13 protein-coding genes and 1 other RNA gene are annotated in these 18029 nt (G+C 69.9%); 3 read left to right on the top strand and 11 right to left on the bottom strand.

The genetic code is table 11. The annotated features are described in order from the left end of the window. Positions 1 to 39: 39 nt before the first annotated feature. Entirely contained in the window at positions 40 to 822 is a 783-nt protein-coding gene (locus NE236_RS13355) for an EI24 domain-containing protein (RefSeq protein WP_252842254.1), read from the bottom strand. Between the two features lie 146 nt (positions 823 to 968). Here NE236_RS13355 and NE236_RS13350 point away from each other — a divergent pair, with 146 nt between their 5' ends. Next, positions 969 to 1325 carry a tetratricopeptide repeat protein gene (locus NE236_RS13350; RefSeq protein ID WP_252842253.1) on the top strand — a complete coding sequence of 119 codons (357 nt, stop codon included), beginning with the start codon at positions 969 to 971 and terminating at the stop codon, positions 1323 to 1325. 408 nt (positions 1326 to 1733) lie between these two features. On the opposite strand, the gene ssrA is transcribed toward NE236_RS13350, so the two are convergent. The 6 genes from ssrA to ftsE form a co-directional block, all read right to left on the bottom strand. After that, positions 1734 to 2108: a transfer-messenger RNA gene (gene ssrA, locus NE236_RS13345) on the bottom strand. Positions 2109 to 2599: 491 nt separating this feature from the next. Continuing rightward, positions 2600 to 4462, bottom strand: a complete 1863-nt coding sequence (locus tag NE236_RS13340) for a penicillin-binding transpeptidase domain-containing protein (protein WP_252842252.1) — start codon at positions 4460 to 4462, stop codon at positions 2600 to 2602. 2 nt (positions 4463 to 4464) lie between these two features. Beyond that, a complete protein-coding gene (smpB, locus tag NE236_RS13335; protein ID WP_252842251.1) occupies positions 4465 to 4938 on the bottom strand; it encodes an SsrA-binding protein SmpB in 474 nt (157 codons plus the stop codon). A 4-nt stretch (positions 4939 to 4942) separates the two neighbouring features. Continuing rightward, positions 4943 to 6109 (bottom strand): S41 family peptidase, encoded by a 1167-nt coding sequence (locus NE236_RS13330; protein WP_252842250.1) that lies wholly within the window; start codon positions 6107 to 6109, stop codon positions 4943 to 4945. Between the two features lie 55 nt (positions 6110 to 6164). After that, positions 6165 to 7070, bottom strand: a complete 906-nt coding sequence (gene ftsX, locus NE236_RS13325; protein WP_252842249.1) for a permease-like cell division protein FtsX — start codon at positions 7068 to 7070, stop codon at positions 6165 to 6167. Between the two features lie 57 nt (positions 7071 to 7127). Beyond that, positions 7128 to 7826, bottom strand: a complete 699-nt coding sequence (ftsE, locus tag NE236_RS13320) for a cell division ATP-binding protein FtsE (RefSeq protein ID WP_252842248.1) — start codon at positions 7824 to 7826, stop codon at positions 7128 to 7130. A 267-nt stretch (positions 7827 to 8093) separates the two neighbouring features. Here ftsE and NE236_RS13315 point away from each other — a divergent pair, with 267 nt between their 5' ends. Continuing rightward, positions 8094 to 8279, top strand: coding sequence for a hypothetical protein (locus tag NE236_RS13315; protein WP_252842247.1), 186 nt, complete (start codon positions 8094 to 8096; stop codon positions 8277 to 8279). Positions 8280 to 8361: 82 nt separating this feature from the next. Here NE236_RS13315 and prfB read toward each other — a convergent pair whose 3' ends face one another. Further along, positions 8362 to 9483, bottom strand: coding sequence for a peptide chain release factor 2 (prfB, locus tag NE236_RS13310; RefSeq protein ID WP_252842246.1), 1122 nt, complete (start codon positions 9481 to 9483; stop codon positions 8362 to 8364). A gap of 146 nt (positions 9484 to 9629) precedes the next feature. On the opposite strand from prfB, the gene NE236_RS13305 reads away from it, so the two are divergent. Next, on the top strand, positions 9630 to 10673 hold the full coding sequence (locus tag NE236_RS13305) for a DUF8094 domain-containing protein (protein WP_252842245.1): 1044 nt from the start codon (positions 9630 to 9632) through the stop codon (positions 10671 to 10673). A gap of 120 nt (positions 10674 to 10793) precedes the next feature. Here the strand turns inward: NE236_RS13305 and NE236_RS13300 are convergent, their stop codons facing one another. The 3 genes from NE236_RS13300 to NE236_RS13290 form a co-directional block, all read right to left on the bottom strand. Beyond that, positions 10794 to 11747 (bottom strand): DUF8094 domain-containing protein, encoded by a 954-nt coding sequence (locus tag NE236_RS13300; protein WP_252842244.1) that lies wholly within the window; start codon positions 11745 to 11747, stop codon positions 10794 to 10796. Between the two features lie 57 nt (positions 11748 to 11804). Then, the gene (locus NE236_RS13295) at positions 11805 to 12716 is read right to left on the bottom strand and encodes a DUF8094 domain-containing protein (RefSeq protein WP_252842243.1); all 912 of its coding nucleotides are present in this window, start codon (positions 12714 to 12716) and stop codon (positions 11805 to 11807) included. A gap of 100 nt (positions 12717 to 12816) precedes the next feature. After that, positions 12817 to 17754: an NAD-glutamate dehydrogenase gene (locus NE236_RS13290; RefSeq protein WP_252842242.1), complete on the bottom strand. Its 4938-nt coding sequence runs from the start codon at positions 17752 to 17754 to the stop codon at positions 12817 to 12819. Positions 17755 to 18029: the final 275 nt, after the last annotated feature.

Genomic DNA, 18029 nt, shown 5'->3' with positions numbered 1-18029 from the left:
AGCTTGTTAGCCGGGGCATGGCCCACCGTGACATCACCCTCACGCGGCGTTCTCCGCGAGGGCGCCGTGATCTGGCGGAATACCCGGTCCGGTGAGCCTTTCGCGCGCCAGGAGCGTACCGCCCGCCACGGCGCCCGGCATCGTCAACACCGAGCCGAGCGGGATGAGGAAGACCACAACGACCGCCACCCCGAACCCCAGGGACAGCCCCTTGTTACGGCGCAGGATGGCGAAACGCTCGCGCCGCCGCATGCCGCGCCGCTCCAACGCGATGGACGTCAGCTCGAACGTGAGGAAGTACCCCGACACGCACGCCGCGACGACGGGGACGACCGTCTGCCCGACGGCAGGCACGAAGCCCAGGGCGAAGAACAGCACCGCGAACAGCGCGGTCACCGTCCCGACGACGATCGCGTCGACCGTGGCGCGCGCGAGCGTCCGCAGCAGCGGGACGTCGACCTCGGGAGGAAGCCCGCCGGTGCTCTCCTCCACCCGCCCGGAGAGACTCTCGTAGAAGGGGTCGCCGACGATCAGCGTGACGCCGGTGAAGGTGACGATCGCGATCATGATCGCCGCCGCGAAGACGAGCGCGGCGATCAGCCCGCGCGTGGTCTCGCGGGCGCCTTTCGACCAGTGGTCGGCGAACGGGCTCATCGACTTGGCCAGATCCCAGTCGTAACGGACCAGGAGGACCAGAGCGACGACGTAGACGACGAGGACGATCAGCGCCGGAATCAGGCCGAACAGCCACTGCCGGGGCCGCCGCGCCACCCATCCCATACCCCGCAGGAAATACCGGACTCCGATCACGAAATCTCGCACGCGCCCACATTAGAGCCCGATCACCGTGCGACGTCAGGAGAAGCCGGGACAGCGCTGAAGCCGTTCACCCGCCGGGAAGAGACCGGCACCTGCCGGCGTTGTGGCGCCCGGCGCCTCGTCAAGGGGACGCCTTCGATGGAGGAACGATGACCTACGAGGACTACCAGCGCGGAAGCATGTTCTTCGACGCGAAGGACTACGCCGGGGCCGGCCGCATCCTCGCTCCGATCGTCGAGCGAGACCCGTCCAACCGGGCGGCGGTGGAACTGCTCGGCCGGGCGTACTTCCACAGCGCCCAGCTCGGCCGGGCCGAGGAGACCTTCCGGCGACTCGTCGACCTGGACCCGGCGAACGGCTGGGCACACGAAGCCCTGGCCCGCACCCTCGAGCGCCGTGGCCGCCCCGCCGAGGCCGAGCGCCACCGCAAGCTGGCCGTCGCCATGGGCACCGAGCCCGCCCAGCCCACCGACATCAGCGTCACCGCCGCCAACCTCGCCGACTAACGGCAACTACCGAGTCGGCCGTCGGCCTACCGGGGCCTCGTAGCCCCCGGTAAGGCCGACGGATCTGTCACGAGACAAAAAGAAAAAGCCGCTGACCGACAGGTCAACGGCTGATCTCCCCCTAGGAGCCGCCCACCGGAGGACCCGGGAGGTCGCCCCCCCAAGCCCAGCCCGGAAGCGAGGCGAAGCCGCACACCGGGGGGTCGGGGATCGCCACCATGGAAAGACATAGCGGCGAACGGCAAAGACGACCGAAGGTCGTCGAGCACCGTTGGCCGACCGGGGCACGAACGCCCAGCCCGGAGGCGCGGCGAAGCCGCACACCGGGGGGGTTCGGGGGGTCGCCCCCCGAAAGACATAGCGGGCCTGCGCGAAGGTGGCCAAAGCCACCGAGCACACAGGCCCGCCTCGTGGAGGTGGCGGGAATCGAACCCGCGTCCTTCAGTACCAAGACAGGGCTTCTCCGGGCGCAGCCTGCTAGTCGTTTTCTCAGCCCCGGCGCTCACGCAGGCGTGTCGCCGACAGGCTCAGCCACTGTTAGGTTTCCCCGTCACTCCCGTGGCCGGAGTGGCAGGTTGAGTCTCCTAGCGATGCCAGGTCCCGGGCCGGAGACACTCCCGGGCTGACAAGTTCGCTACCTAGCCTCAGGCGGCAAGGGCGAACTGAGTGCGCTTAGAGTTGGCACTTGTTCGTTTGCGGTCACAGGATTAACGAGGTCATAACCGCAGCCCTCGGCCCGCTTCCCCGTGTCTCGACATACCGAAGTCGAAACCGGTCACCCCCTCTTGAGTTGTCAACCGGGCACCGAAGCGCCCGTCGCGTCGACCGTACATCTTCAACGCCAGCGATGCCAACGAGATTCCCGCCACGGGAGATCTATCGGGCGGCGGAGGCGAGCCTGACGCCGAGGGCCGCGAAGGAGCCGGCGATGACGCGGCGCATCCAGGTCATGACGCGGGGCCGTGAGGCGACGTGGTCACGCATCGAGGCGGCCGGCAGACCGTACGCGGCGAAGGGTTTCAGAAAGACGAGAACCCCCGTGGGCGTGAACTAGGCACACCCACGGGGGTGACCGGCAGGGTCGGGCCGGTCCGGACGGCAGAGCCTCCCCCGAGACGAGGCTCTGGTCTCATCACGGCGACTGAGTCCGCAACCCCCCGAGCGGAGTCTCAGTCACTTGTTAAGACGTCCGATCGCATACGGATGGTTGCGACCCCAGAGTCAAGAAATGACAAAGCCGTCACACCGGTCACCGCCGCGTCCGCGGCCCCGCGTCAGCTCTGCGCCTTCACGAACTTCGCGGCCAGGTCGTCCGCAGGGGCCTTGCCCTCCACGGCGATCGCGAAGGCCACACCCTGGCGGTAGCCGACGAACCAGGAGACGTACTGTCCGTTACGGTACGGCACCGTGGCGGTGACGCCCCCGGAGACCTTGGTGCCCTTCGCGGTGCCGCTCACCACGGCGCGCTGCATGAGGCCCTGCAGGGTCGGGATCCCGTCTGAGGGGTCCGTGTTCTTGGGCGGCACCGACGGTGAGGCGTCCTTGAGGAGCTGCGGGGGCCGCCAGGTGCCACTGCTGACCGCCCCGGCGACCAGCGCCATGGACAGCGGGCTGACCTCGATCCTGCCCTGCCCGACCATCTCGGCGGCGCGCTCGGCGTCGTTGGCCGGGACCGCCACCGAACCGGAGAACGAGGGCAGTGGCAGACTCCATGGGGCTCCGATCCCGAAGCGGGCCGCGCTCGCGGGCAGGTCCTGGGGCGCGATGCTGCGGTACAGGTTGGCGAACGCCGTCGTGCAGCCCACCGCGAAGTTGGCCTGGAACGTCTTCCCCACAGGACCTGAGTAGGTGAAGGTCTGCCCGCCGACCTGGGTGCCCTTCAGGCAGCGCAGCGGCGAGGTGATCTTCTGGTTCGGGTACTGCAGGAGCGCGCGGGTGGTCACGATGCTGAACGTCATCCCCGGGGGGTAGTGGCCGTTCAGCGCGGCGCTGTTCTCCTGCGAGGCGTCATCTCCCTTGGCCGCGCCGTACTTCCGCTGCGACGCGGCGTTGTTCGCAGCGGCGAGGACGTTGCCGGTGGCCGGGTCGATCGCGGCCAGCGATGCCGGGTAGCGCACCCTCCTGAGGGCGCTCTCGGCGGCGTTCTGCGTCTTGCGGTCGATCGTCGTGGTCACCGACTGGCTCTCGGCGCCCCGGACCTCGAACAGCTCCTTCGGGTTGATTCCGGAGGGATCCTGCGCCACGACATCGACGGTCGGCGTGCCGGCCAGGGTCCGCTGCTGCAGGACCTGCAGCCCGGACACGCCGATCGTGTCGCCGGGCTGGTACGGCGCGCCGACCTGCTGGAGGCGTTCGGCGGTGGCCGGCCCGAGCCTGCCCACGATCTCGTCGGCGACCGCCGGGGCGACGTACGACAGGCGGGACCGGCGCTCGACGCCGGGAACCTGCCGCAACTGGGCTGCGTCGCCGGCCTGGTCGGGGGTCTGGAGGGTGACCAGCGGCAGGAACGTCTGCGGAGGTGCGGACCGTACGTGGGCGATCACGCGGTCCTTGTCCAAGTGCGTGATCTTGGCGAGCTGGCCGAGGGTCTGCTCCGCGTTGGCGAGTCTGCCGGGCGTCACGCCGAAGATCTCGACATTGACCTTCTTGAGGAGCGTTTTGCCCCGGTTGTCCAGGATGTGCTGGCGCACCGGCGTCTTCGTGACGATGGCCAGCCGCTGGCCCGGACCCAGGTCCGGATGGATGATCGACGGGCTCCAGACGACCTTCCAGGTGCCGTTCGTGCGGTGCAGCCGCATCGAACTGCCGTAGCTCCACGGCGAGCCGCCGTCCCCGAGGTCGACGTTCACCGCGAACTGGGCGGTCGCGTCCTCGCCGTTCTGCCGAACGCGGCCGAGCGCGAGATGCAGCGACGCGAGGTCCAGCTGGGCGGGTACGGCGCCAAGGGCCGCCGCGACCACGTCCCGGTCGCCGTTGGTCTGCTTCGCGGCGTTGCGGTAGTTGCTGTTCTGCCACGCCACGAGGAAGTCCCGGATGGTCGGCAGCGGCGAGGGCTCGGCGAAGCAGCCGGCGCTCGTCGTGGTGACCAGCAGGGTCGCGGCCAGCGCGGCCGTCGACCGGAGCCGTCGGATGCCCACCCTCAGCGCCTCCGCAGCCGTGCGGCGCGAGCCCGCTCCATCTCCCGGGCGGCGTCCCGCTTGGCGATGGCCTGTCGCTTGTCGTATTCGCGCTTGCCGCGCGCGACCGCGATCTCGACCTTCGCCTTGCCGTCCTTGAAGTACAGGGCCAGCGGGACCAGCGTGTGGCCGGGCTCGTTCGTCTTAGCGATCAGCTTGCCGATCTCTCGCCGGTGCAGCAGGAGCTTGCGGGGACGACGCGCCGCGTGGTTGGTCCACGTCCCCATCGTGTATTCGGGAATGTGCACTCCCTCGAGCCAGGCCTCTCCGTCGCGGATCAGAGCGTACCCGTCCGTGAGGTTGGCCCGTCCGGCGCGCAGCGACTTCACCTCGGTGCCGGTGAGCACGAGGCCCGCCTCGTACGTGTCCTCTATGTGGTAATCGTGACGCGCGCGCTTGTTCTGCGCGATCAGTTTGCGTCCCTCTTCGCGTGGCAATGACTCAGCCTCGGTCCTTCGTCGGCAGGGTGGCCAGCAGTCCGCGCACGACGGTGAGCGCGCGCCGCTCGGCCTCCCGGGGTGGGCGGTTCGCGTTGACCGCGACGTCGGGATCGATTCCGGACCCATCGAGGTTACGGCCACTCGGAGTCCGGTATCGACCGACGGTGACTTCGATCGCGGATCCGTCGGCCAGCCGCAACGGCTCCTGCACCGACCCCTTTCCGAAGGTACGCGATCCGACGATCACTGCGCGATCTCGATCACGCAATGAGCCCGCGACGACCTCGGCGGCACTGGCCGTTCCTCCGTCGACCAGGACGACGAGAGGGACGGTGGTGTCGCCGTCCGGGCCGGCCAGGAGCCGCTCCGGCGGGGACCCGGCGCGTTCGAAGGTCACCACCGTTCCGCCCGACAGGAAGACCGACGCGGTCTCGACCGCCTCGTCCAGCAGGCCGCCGGGGTTCGCCCGCAGGTCGAGCAGGACGCCGCCGCGGTGCCCGGGACGTCCGGCCACCGCCTCGCGCACCTCCCGTCCGACCCCTCGCGTGAACGCGGCGATCCGGATGACCACGACGCCGTCGGGGGTGAAGGACGCGTCCACGTCGTGCGACGCCATCGCCGCGCGCACCAGCGCGAACCGCAGGGGGACGCCGTCGCGGCGCACGGCGAGGCCGACGCTGGTGGCGGGCTGTCCGCGCAGCGCCGCGGCGACGGTGGCGACCGTCAGGTCGCGCGTGGCGATGCCGTCGACCGCCGAGATGACGTCACCCGGCCGTACGCCCGCACGCTCGGCGGGAGACCCCGGCTGGACGCCGACGATCCGGACGTCCTTCCCGGTCTTCTCCAACCACAGGCCCACGCCGCTGTACCAGCCGTTCAGGGTTTCCTCGAGGCCGCCGAACTCCGCCGCCGTGTAGAACCGCGCCCACCGGTCACCGAGGCGGCGCAGCGTCTTCTCGACCGCGGCGCGCTCTCGCGCGGGATCCGCCGCTGCGCTGTACGCCTGGGCCATCGGCTGCTCGACCGGCCGGTGATCCTTCCGGGACGCCTCCGGGTGTGCCGGCACGCCGGTGTCCGGCCCGCCCGCCCCGGCGTCCATGGCGTACGCGAACGCCAGGGCGGCCACGGCGGCCGCCCTGCGGAGCACACGACCGGTCAGCCGGGGCATGCCAGGATTGTACGAGCGACCTGATCACCGGACCGGCACATCGCCGGGAGCAGCGTCAGATCTTGAGGTAGCGGCGCAGGGTGAGGAACGACGCCAGGGCACACAGCACCACGCCGAAGCACATCGAGGCGACGATGACCGTCGTCACGTCGACCCAGCTCAACGGCGTCGCGAACTGCAGGTTCTTCTGCAGCCTGCCGAGCAGGAAGACCTTGGAGAAGCTCAGCAGAACGGCGGCGAAGACCCCGCCGACGAGGCCGGCGATCGCGCCCTCGAGGACGAACGGCAACTGGATGTAGATGTTGGAGGCGCCGACCAGCCGCATGATGCCGGTCTCCCGTCTTCGGTTGAACGCCGAGAGACGGATGGTGTTCGCCACCAGCAGCACGGCCGCGATGAGCTGGATCGCGGCGATGGTCAGGGCCGCCCACTGCAGACCACCGAGGATCTTGAAGAACTTCTCGAGGATGGCACGTTCGTTGACCACTTGGTCGACGCCCGCCCGCTGGTTCATCTGCGCCACGACCGCCGCGAAGTCCTTGGGGTCCTTGAGCTTCACCCGGAAGGAGTCGGGGATGTCACCGGGCTGGATGGAGCCGGCGATGCCGGGGCTGTCCTTGAACTGCTCCTTGGCGCGTTGGAACGCCTGCTCCGCCGTCTCCGGGGTGACCTTCGCCACCTGCGACATGCCCTCGAGCTGCTTCTGGATCTCTCCCTTCTGCTCCGCCGTTGGCGCGGCCTTCTTGCAGGCCGGGTTGGCGCTCAGCTTGTTGCACAGGTAGATCGAGACCTCGACCTTGTTCGACCAGTAGTTGTTCGACTTGTCGACCTGCATCTTCAGCAGCACACCGGTGCCGAACAGCGCCATCGCGATGGCGACGGTCACGACGAGCGCGATGGTCATGGTGAGGTTCCTGCGGAGACCGATCCAGATCTCCTGAAGAACGAACTGTACGCGCATGCCTCGATGTCCTTGGTCGTCCGGTGTGGGGTCGTGTCGTCGCGGCGGCGCGGCCGGCTAGACGCCGCCGTACGCCTGGCCGTAGACGCCGCGCGACTGGTCGCGCACGACGCGGCCGTCCTCCAGTTCGACCACTCGCTTACGGAAGGCGTCGACGATCGCCGCGTCATGCGTCGCCATCACGACGGTCGTGCCCGTCCGGTTGATCCGGTCGAGCACCTTCATGATGCCGATGCTCGTCGCCGGGTCGATGTTGCCCGTCGGCTCGTCGGCCAGCAGGATCATCGGCCGGTTGACGAACGCCCGCGCGATCGCGACACGCTGCTGCTCACCGCCGGACAGCTCATCGGGCATCCGGTGGGACTTGCCCTCGAGGCCGACCAGGTCGATGACCTCCGGGACGACCTTGCGGATGAAGCGCCGCGGCTTCCCGATGACCTCGAGAGCGAACGCGACGTTCTCATAGACGTTCTTGTTGGGGAGCAACCGGAAGTCCTGGAACACGCAGCCGATGCGGCGGCGCAGGTGCGGGATCTTCCAGTTGGTCAGCCGACTCAGATCCTTACCGGCGACCTGGATGCCTCCCTGCGTCGGCCGCTCCTCCTTGAGGATCAGGCGCAGGAAGGTCGACTTGCCGGAACCGGAAGGACCGACGAGAAAGACGAACTCGCCCTTCTCCACGGCCACGTTGACACCCTGGAGGGCCGGTCGACTCTGGTGCGAATAGACCTTGGTGACGTTATCGAAGTGGATCACGGCTGCATCACGACGTGCCAGTCTAGGGGCTGGGGGACGGCAGCGGCTGTCTTTTCGTCGACAGACCCCTGCCGCGGCTTCCCGGCTTGGCGGGCCGATTGGCCAAGCAGCAGTCTAGGGGGGAGACTGGCATGGATCGTCCAACTTGGGTACACCCAGGGAAAGCAACCGGGCATCACGGACACCCGTCGCCCCATTGACGGCGGGCCACCGGCCAGGAACGCATACGCTGGGCGGACTCCCCGCTCAACGTTCGGAAGGAGCCGGATGAGCTGCGAACATCTGATCTGCGCGCGATGCTCGGGCCCTGTCGTCGAGGGGCGCTGCCCCGCGTGCCGCGCGGCACGGGCGGAGGTGCACCGGCCCGGCCCGTTCGGCCTGTCCCCCATCTTGATCGGCGCCCTGATTCTGGCGCTGACGCTGCTAATCGCCCTCAAGCTGGGCCTGCACTAGGCCACCGGCTCCCCGCTCTGGCCTGCACCAGGCCACCGGCTCCCCGCTCCCCGGCGCGCGGTCATCGCGAACGGATCGGGCGTCACGCCTGCTCTTCGCCGGCCTCCCGGCGGCGCATCCACCTGATCTCGGCCTCGATGAACTCATCGATGTCGCCGTCGAGGACGGCGGTGGGATTCCCCGCCTCGGTGCCCGTGCGCAGATCCTTGACGATCTGGTACGGGTGCAGGACGTAGTTACGGATCTGCGTGCCCCACGAGCTCGTCGACTCGCCGCGTAGGTCGTTCATCCGCTGGAGTTCCTCCTGGCGCGTGCGCTCCAGGAGCTTGGCCTGCAGCACCGACATCGCCGTCGCGCGGTTCTGCAGCTGGCTGCGCTCGTTCTGACAGGAGACGACGATGCCGGTCGGCAGGTGTGTGATCCGCACCGCCGAGTCGGTCGTGTTGACGCCCTGCCCGCCGGGGCCGCTCGAGCGGTAGACGTCGATGCGCAGCTCGTCCTCGGGGATGTCGACGTGGTCGGTCTGCTCCACGACCGGCACGATGTCGACGCCGGCGAACGAGGTCTGCCGGCGGCCCTGGTTGTCGTACGGGGAGATCCGGACCATGCGGTGGGTGCCGTGCTCGCCGCGGAGCGTGCCATAGGCGTACGGCGCCTTGACCGTGAAGGTCGTCGACTTGATCCCCGCCTCTTCCGCGTACGACGTGTCGTACACCTCCGTCGGGTAGCCGTGCCGCTCGGCCCAGCGCATGTACATCCGCTGCACCATCTGGGCGAAGTCGGCGGCGTCCACGCCACCCGCCTGCGCGTTGATCGTGACGAGCGCCTCGCGGGAGTCGTACTCCCCCGACATGAGGGTGCGGACCTCGAGCTGCTCGACCTCCTTGCGGAGCGCGCCGAGCTCACGCTCGGCCTCGCCGCGGGCGTCGTCGTCGGCCTCCTCGGAGGCCAGCTCGAGCAGGACGGTGGCGTCGTCGAGCCTGCCGCGCAGGCCCTCCACCTTGCCCAGCTCACCCTCGAGGTAGGACAGCCGCCGGGTCACCTGCTGGGCGCGGTCCTGGTCGTTCCACAGGTCGGGATCGGCAGCCTGCTCGCGTAGCTCTCCGATGTCGCGACGCATCGCGTCGAGGTCGAGGACGGTCTCGATGCCGGTGAGCATCGAACCGAGCTCCTTTATCTCTTCAGAGGGATCCATGGCTGCCACGTTCGAAGCCTACCCGTGCCTGTACTCTCCGCGTACGCGCTCGGTCGGTCTTTGCCGACCCGGCTCCGCCTGGTCCTCCGGCCGGTCCACTTGGAGATCCCTGGCATACTCTGCCCCACAGATGTAACGATGATCGGCCGGGGAACATGAACAAGGCGGTTGCGTCCACGCTCGTGGCGATGCTCACCCTCACCGGTGCCGCGGGCTGCTCGGGCAAGACCCACCGCACCGTCCGGACGACCCCGGTCGCCGCCGAGAGCAGCCCCGCTCCCGAGTCCGTCACGCCCGAGACGGCGGCCAAGGCGTTCCACTCGTTCGTGAACAACGACGACGTGGCCCGGGCCAGTGGAGACGAGCGGCTCGCCCTGTGGTGGACCAGCGAGGGGCAGTCCCAGCTCACGGCGTCGGCGTTCCGGCGAGCCGTCGCCGCGGGTGAGCCGGTGCCCCGCTACCGCTACGACGCACCGGTCTTCTACGTGCCGCACCTGCTGGCGACCGGGCCGCAGTGGTTCGTCGTGAGCGCGCGCCGCACCACCGCGGACGGCAAGAACCCCCACACCGTGTACATGGGGTTCCTCCGGTCCGAGCCGGTCGAGCGCTGGCGGCTGAGCCTGGCCGCCGTGCTGGACGACAAGCAGAAGCCCCCGAACATCCTGATGGACGCGCAGGGCTACGCGAAGGCCCTGCCCACCTTCGACAACGCCCTGCTGATCCCGCCCCGGCTGGTGCCGTCGATCCAGGCCACGCTGGCCGAGGAGGGCCCGCAGAACGTCGCGGCCCAGGTGATGCGCGCCGGGAAGTACACCACCGGCTACTACAGCACGGACCAGAAGTCCATGAAGGGCAAGAAGGACAAGAAGGCCGGCCTGCGCAGCAGCGTCGTCTACGCCGCGACCTCCTTCTCGATCTTCCCGCTGGCGACCGCGGACGGCGGCGGCCTGGTGCTGTACTCGCTGAGCCGCGACACGGTGATCTCCAAGAGCAAGAGCAAGCCGGGCCGCGTCCCGGTCCCCGAGGACGCCATGCCGTTCCTCAGCTCCAAGCTCGTGCGCAACGAGATCGACTTCAGCCAGACCATGCAGTACGTCGCCGTCGTCCCGGCCAAACCGAAGAAGGACGACGGCACCGTCAAGACCGAGATCATCGGCGCGGACGGCGGCACGGTCAAGGCGTCGGTTCCCGGCAAGTAGCGCGGTACTGCCCAGCCGAAGGCGCGGCCGACCTGGGTGGTGTGCAGGGTCGCCTTTGCCGGTGTGGCCGCCGTGACTTCTTGCCCATGCCTCCCGCCGGGGTGTACGACCGCCCGTCCTTCAGGCGACCCGGGCCGAGGCGAGGTCGAAGTCCTCGATCAGCACGGTCGCGCGGCCGCGTACCGGAACGTAGGCGACGGCGCGCCAGACCCAGGTGGCCGTCACCCGGTGCCCGGTCCTGCCGTGGAGGTAGGTGCGGACGTCCGCCGGCACGGCCGCGACGTCACCGCCGCCGGTCGCGGTGTAGGTCGTCGTACGCCGCAGCGAGTAGGTGACGATCGCCCCGCCGTCGTCGGTCCGCAGCGCGTAGACGGGGTAGCCCGTCGGCGAGGACCGGCCGGTCACGGCCACGTGGTGGGCGCGCAACTGCTTCTCCTGCCGGGCCTCGGCGGTCCGCCACCGGCGGGCGGTGGTTCCCGGCCAGATCGACCGGTCGTCACCGCGGTCGAGGTACGCGGCGTGCGCCGCGGGGAGCGCGGACGGCGTCGTCGCCGGCGCCGAGGCCCCCGGATCCACCGCGACCGCGTAGCCCTGCTCGTCCGTGGTGATCCGCGGTGGCAGTCCCCGGAAGTACATCCGGCTCGACAGCCGCCACCCGGACCTCGCGCTCTTCTCGACGAACACCGCGAAGATCGGGCGTTCGCCGCCGCCGCGCCGCTCCAGCGCCACCGTCGCGAACCATCGGGGCAGACCGCGCAGCCGCGGAACATACATCACGGGATTGCGCAGGGAGATCGCCCCGGCTCGCGGCGGCCGTCCGCCGCCGAGGCGCAGGGCGGCCTCGGCGGTGGCACCGAGCGCGTCGGTGCCGAGGCCCCGCCATTCCTTCGCGTCACCCGCCGTGACCGCCTTGTTGTAGCCCCGGACGTAGGCGGCGAGAATCCGCGCCGAGGCGTCCGCCGAGACGGCCGGCGCGGGCGCGTCATCGGCCGCGTCACCGTCGTCATGGCCGCCCTCGCACCCGGTGAGCAGGAGGATCGCCAGCACGGCCGGCGCGACACGGCGGGGGCGCATTGCCGAATTCTTACACCACGGACGTACGGTCGCACGTTCCCCGCGCGCCCGTGTGCGCTACGACGCCGCCGCCTGGATCGCCTTCCGGTAGCTTCCGACGACCCGCGCGGCCCCCTGCGGGGGCACCACGGCGAGGTACTGGGTCAGCGCGGTGGTGGCCAGGTGGTGACGGACCTTGCCGTCGATCAGGCCGGCCAGATCGCCGCCGCTGCCGATGACCCCCGGCTTGGCCAGCTCGTAGGTCTCGCTCTGCCGGACGACGTACCAGACGAGAGCGCCGCCGTCGGTGGTGCGCAGCGCGAACGCCTGCTGCCGGTCGGGCCGGAAGTCGGAGGTGAGCCTCACCCCCCGGCGCTTGAGCGCGGACTCCGCCTTGACCAGCGCGTCGTGCGCCTGCGTGGTGTAGGGGCCGGGGGCGATGCCGGACGTGCCGCGCGACAGGTTGGCGGCGTGCACCGCGGCGACCTTCCCCGGTGCCGGCGCCGTCTTCGTGTCGTCGGGGGCGACGGCGGTGGCGTATCCGTCCTTGTCCAGGGCGATGCCGCTGATGGTCGCGATGGGGAACGGGTCGGCGGTGAGCAGCCAGGGGCCGCCGGGCCGCTCCTGGGCGAAGACCAGGGCGTGCCGCATCTTGCCGGTGGCGGCGGTGACCGCGAACCACTTGGGGAACCCCGTCTGCCGGGGAATGTAGTACGCCGGACCGGTGTAGGCGAAGGGAGCGTACTTCTCCCCGGCCGCCGCACGCCGCCGGTATTCGGCCCGGTCCATGTCGAGCTGGGCGCCGGTCTCCACGGTGGCCAGCAGCTTTTCGTCGGACGTGCCGTTGGCCCGGTTGTTGACGGACTGGTAGTGGGCGAGCAGCTGCGCGGCCCGGTCCTTGGTCACGGCGGGCGCGGCGATCGCCGGCGAGCCGCCGCACGCGGCCAGAGGCAGCAGGACGACCGTCAGGGCGGTGAGGTGTCGAAGCATGCGGACCAGATTCGCACAGTGATCATTCGATTACTCTGCGAATCTGGAATTCTCCTCAGGAGACGCCCCGGCGACCGCCGGGGCGTCGTCCATCGGCGCGTCAGCCGGGCAGCGTGCTCGCGGTCACGAGCGTGCGGATCGCGCGTAGTGCGACCGACAGGGTCGCGATGCCGAAGCTGTCGCTCTCCCAGATCTCACCGAGGGTCTGCGCGGCGCGCGACACAGCGGCGCTGTTCTTCTCCGACCAGGTGACCAGGCGTTCTTCGGGATCAGCTCCGGGCTCGCTGGTCACCAGCACGTCGCGGGCGAGTGCCGCGTGCGCGGCGTACAGGTCGTCGCGCAGCGCCGAACGGGCCATCGACTGCCACCGGTCGTCACGCGGCAACGCGATGACGCGCTCGCGCAGCCGGGAGAGCTGCAGACGGTCGGCCAGGTCGAAGTACACCTCGGCGACCTCGCCGACCGGCCGTCCCGTGCTGTGCGCGATCTCCACCAGGTCGAAGGTGGAGTACGCCGGGACCATGATCGCGACATGCTCGGCCAGCTCGCCGGGCACGCCCGCCTCCGTGAAGCGGTCCCGCCGTTCCTCGAAGCCCTCCAGATCGCGGCCGACCAGCAGCTTCGGCAGCTGGGGCGCGAGCGTGGCCGCGCCGTCGGCGAAGAAGTCCACCGTCTCGCGCAGGTCGAACGGCATCCGCCGGTTGTGCAGCAGCCAGCGGGCGCCGCGCTCGGTCAGCTTGCGCGACTCCAGGCGCATCCGGATCTGCGTGGCGGTGTCGACCTGGTAGTCCAGCGAGTCCACCGAGCGCCAGAACTGCGGCATGTCGAACACCGCGCGCGCCACAAGGTAGGCGCGGGCGATGTCGGAGGGCGAGGCGCCGGTCTCCTCGTTCATCCGGAACGCGAAGGTCGTACCGCTGTTGTTGACCATGCTGTTCACGACGGACGTGGAGATGATCTCCCGCCGCAGCGGATGCCGGTCCATGTAGTCCCGGAAACGCTCCCGCAGCGGCGTCGGGAAGTACTCCACGAGCCGGGTCGCGAGGTCGGGGTCGTCCGGCAGGTCGGAGGCCCGGATCTCCTCTTCCAGCGTCAGCTTCGTGTAGGCGAGCAGCGTGGCGAACTCGGGGCCGGTCAGGCCGAGACCCGCCTGCCGCCGTTCGGCCAGGGCCTTGTCGTCGGGCAGGTCCTCCAGCCGCCGCTTCAGCTTGCCGTCCCGTTCCAGCTTGCGCAGGTAGCGCGCGTGGACGTGCAGCATCGACGGCGCCTGCTTGCGGGACGCGGCGAGCACGACGTTCTGCGCGTAGTTGTCGCGCAGCACCAGATCGCCCACCTCGTCGGTCATCTCGAGGAACAGCGCGTCCCGCTGCTTGCGGGTCATCTCGCCGTCGCGGACGACCTGGTCGAGCAGGATCTTTATGTTCACCTCGTGGTCGGAGGTGTCCACCCCGGCGGAGTTGTCGATGAAGTCCGTGTTGACCAGGCCCCCACCGCGGGAGAACTCGATCCGGGCGCGCTGGGTGAAGCCCAGGTTGCCGCCCTCGCCGATGACCTTGCAGCGCAGCTCGGTCGCGTCGGCGCGCAGGGCGTCGTTGGCCCGGTCGCCCACGTCGGCGTGGTTCTCGTTCGTCGCCTTGACGTACGTGCCGATCCCGCCGTTCCACAGCAGGTCGACGGGGGCGCACAGGATCGCGTGGATCAGCTCGTGCGGGGTCATGGCGGCGACCCCGTCGTCGATGCCGAGCGCCTCGCGGACCTGCGGGGTGATCGGGATCTTCTTGGCGGTGCGCGGGTGCACACCGCCGCCCTTGGAGATCAGGGAGGTGTCGTAGTCGGCCCAGGAGCTGCGCGGCAGCGCGAACATGCGCTTGCGCTCCCGGAACGACGTCGCCGGATCGGGGTTCGGGTCGAGGAAGATGTGCCGGTGGTCGAACGCGGCCACCAGCTTGATGTGCTCGGACAGCAGCATCCCGTTGCCGAACACGTCACCGGACATGTCGCCGACGCCGACGACGGTGAAGTCCTCGTTCTGCACGTCGACGCCGAGCGAGCGGAAGAGGTACTTCACCGACTCCCAGGCGCCGCGCGCGGTGATCCCCATGGCCTTGTGGTCGTAACCCACCGAGCCGCCCGACGCGAACGCGTCGCCCAGCCAGAAGTCGTACGACGCGGCGACCTCGTTGGCGATGTCGGAGAACGTCGCCGTGCCCTTGTCGGCCGCCACGACCAGGTAGGTGTCGTCGCCGTCGTGCCGCACGACGTCCGGCGCGGGCACGACGCGCATCTGGCCGGCCCCCTTACGGGGGCCCACCCCCTCCTCGCCACCGACGAGGTTGTCGGTGATGTCGAGCAGGCCGCTGATGAACTGCTTGTACGAGGCGACGCCCTCGGCGAGGAACGCCTCCCGATCGCTCGGGTCGGGCAGCTGCTTGCAGACGAACCCGCCCTTCGCGCCGGCCGGCACGATGACGGTGTTCTTCACCGCCTGGGCCTTGACCAGCCCGAGGACCTCCGTGCGGAAGTCCTCCTTGCGGTCGGACCAGCGCAGGCCACCGCGGGCCACCTGCCCGAACCGTAGGTGCACGCCCTCGAGGCGCGGCGAGTACACGAAGATCTCGAACTTCGGCCGCGGCTGCGGCAGGTCCGGGATCGCCTCCGGATCGAACTTCAGCGACAGGTACGGCTTCGGCCGGCCGTCGGCGGTCCGCTGGTAGTGGTTGGTGCGCAAGGTTGCGCGGATCATCGCCAGGTAGCTGCGGAGGATGCGGTCCTCGTCCAGGCTGGTGACCGCGTCGAGCGCGCCTTCGATCTCCTCGGCGATGGCCGCCGCGAGCTCATCGTGGGCGGCCGCCGACCGGTCGTCACCGGCGTGGTTCAGCCGCGGGTCGAGCCGCGCCTCGAACAGCCGGACCAGCAGCCGGGCGACGCGCGGGTTCGCGACGAGGACCTGCTCGATGTACCGCTCGCTGAAGGTCGTCTTGGTCTGGCGCAGGTACCGGGCGTAGGCACGCAGCACCATCGCGGACCGCCAGCCCAGGCCCGCGCGCAGCACCAGCGCGTTGAACCGGTCGCTCTCCACGTCGCCGCGCCACAGCGCCTCGAAGGCCTCCTGGAAGAGCCCCTTGACCTCGGTGTCGTCGACGTCGGGCGAGGGTTCGTACCGCAGGCCGAGGTCGTAGATCCACGACTCGCGCCCATCGGCGCGGGCGATCTCGTACGGCCGCTCGTCCACGACCTCGACGCCCATCTCCTGCAGCAGCGGCAGGATATGGGACAGGGAGATCGGCGGGCCGAACCGGTAGATCTTCAGGCGCCGCTCGCCCGGCCCGGCGTCGTACGGCTCGTACAGGTTGATCGAGATCTCGCCGGGCTCGGCCAGCTCCTCGAGCCGCTTGAGATCGGCGCAGGCCGTCCGGGCCGGGAAGTCCGCCTTGTAGCCCTCGGGGAACGCCTCGGTGTACCGGCGGATGAGCGCGCTGGCCTGCTCCTCGCCGCACTGCTGGACGATCGCCTCGGCGAGGTCGTCGGTCCAGGACCGGGTGGCGGCGATCAGGCGCCGCTCCAGGTCGACCGGGTCCACCTCCGGCAGCGGGCGGCCCCGCTCGCCGCGGACGACGACGTGGAGGCGCGCGAGGATCGAGTCGCCGACCATCGCGCTGTAGTCGACGGAGAGGCCGTCGTACGCCTTGAGCAGGATGTCCTGGATGCGCAGCCGGATCTGCGTGGTGTACCGGTCGCGCGGCAGGAAGACCAGGCACGACATGTACCGGTCGTACTCGTCCTTGCGGACGAACAGCTTCAGCTGCTTGCGCGCCCGCAGCCGCAGCACGCCGAGCGCGAGCGGCAGCAGCTCGTCGACGGAGATCTGGAACAGATCGTCGCGCGGGTAGGTCTCGAGGATCTCGATGAGGTCCTTGCCGTCGTAGCTGTCGACGGCGAGCCCGGCGCGTTCGATCACCTCCTCCAGCTTGTGCCGCAGCACCGGGATGTGCGCGATGCTCTGGCTGTAGGCGGTATGGGTGAACAGCCCGAGGAAGCGGCGCTCGCCGACGACCTCCCCGCTGTCGCCGAACTTCTTGACCCCGACGTAGTCGAGGTAGGCGGAGCGGTGCACGGTCGCCCGCGAGTTGGCCTTCGTGAGCACGAGCAGGTGCGCCTCGCGCGCCTTCGATCGCACCTGCTGGGGCAGCGACGCGAAGCTGGTGGACTCCGCCTGGTCGGAGCGCAGGATGCCCAGGCCGGTGCCGGGCACCGCGCGCAGCTGCTCGCCGTCAGGGCCTTCCTCCAGCTTGTACTCCCGGTAGCCGAGGAAGGTGAAGTGGTCGTCGGCCAGCCAGTCCAGCAGTTCGACGCCGTCGGTGATCTCCCTGTCCGGCAGCGGCGGCCGCTTCTCGGCCACCTCGACCGCGATCGTGCCCGCCAGCGCGCGCATCTTCTGCTCATCCTCGACGGCGTAGCGCACGTCGCCGAGCACCCGCCGCAGGTCGGCCTCGAGCTCGTCGAGCAGGACCCGATCGCTCTGCCGGTCGATCTCGATGTGGATCCAGGACTCCTCGAGCACGGGGCCGTCCCCGCCACCGTCGCCGATCCCCTGCAGGTGCCCGGCCACGTCACGGGCGACCTTCAGCTGCGGATGGACGATCAGGTGCGTGGAGAGCCGGTGCCGGTTGAGCTCCATGACCACCGAGTCGACGAGGTACGGCATGTCGTCGGTGACCACCTGCACGACAGTGTGCCCGGGGTCCCAGCCGTACTCCTCGAGCGTCGGAGTGAACGCCCGCACCCTGGCCCGTCCCTGCGGCCGCTCCTCACCCAGGTGCCGGTGGACCAGCGCCGGGCCGCACACGTCCACCGGGTCGCGGTCGAGGAGGTCCTCCGGCGCGACATGGCGGTAGTAGAACCGCAGGTAGCCGAAAGCCTCGTCGGCGTCCTGCCGCGCCCCCGGCGTCTGCGCGCACGCCTGTGCGGCGCGCCTCAGAAGCTCGTTCTTGGCGTCATCGAGTCCGCCGGTGCCGCTCACGATGGCACTCGCGCTCATACCTGCCCCCCGGACGGCCGGACCTGACCCATCGCAGCCTGTCGGACCCGACCCATCGTCGGTTCGCCCCTCATCTCAAGTCTCCCTCAGTACCTTCGCGAGTCCAGTGCTTCACGCGGCCGCGGACTTCGGCGACCGTTGTTCCCGCCATGACGTGTCGAGAACGCGGCCCGGTCATGGCGGGACGGCCGTCGGTCACGGTGGTGCCGCAGGTCGGTCGGCCGTGCGGGTGCGGCCTGCCGGTGAGACCGCCCGTCCCCGGTCCGGGAACGGAC

Source organism: Actinoallomurus purpureus, from assembly GCF_024055795.1.
Taxonomy (GTDB): Bacteria; Actinomycetota; Actinomycetes; order Streptosporangiales; family Streptosporangiaceae; genus Actinoallomurus; species Actinoallomurus purpureus.
The sequence above is the reverse complement of the archived record's forward strand: the minus strand, read 5'-3'. Positions and strand labels throughout refer to the sequence as shown.

Coding starts and splice junctions, on each gene's coding strand:
- NE236_RS13350 (WP_252842253.1), top strand. CDS start 969: ATGACCTACGAGGACTACCAGCGCGGAAGCATGTTCTTCGACGCGAAG.
- NE236_RS13330 (WP_252842250.1), bottom strand. CDS start 6,109: ATGCCCCGGCTGACCGGTCGTGTGCTCCGCAGGGCGGCCGCCGTGGCC.
- ftsX (WP_252842249.1), bottom strand. CDS start 7,070: ATGCGCGTACAGTTCGTTCTTCAGGAGATCTGGATCGGTCTCCGCAGG.
- NE236_RS13315 (WP_252842247.1), top strand. CDS start 8,094: ATGAGCTGCGAACATCTGATCTGCGCGCGATGCTCGGGCCCTGTCGTC.
- NE236_RS13305 (WP_252842245.1), top strand. CDS start 9,630: ATGAACAAGGCGGTTGCGTCCACGCTCGTGGCGATGCTCACCCTCACC.
- NE236_RS13300 (WP_252842244.1), bottom strand. CDS start 11,747: ATGCGCCCCCGCCGTGTCGCGCCGGCCGTGCTGGCGATCCTCCTGCTC.
- NE236_RS13295 (WP_252842243.1), bottom strand. CDS start 12,716: ATGCTTCGACACCTCACCGCCCTGACGGTCGTCCTGCTGCCTCTGGCC.
- NE236_RS13290 (WP_252842242.1), bottom strand. CDS start 17,754: ATGAGCGCGAGTGCCATCGTGAGCGGCACCGGCGGACTCGATGACGCC.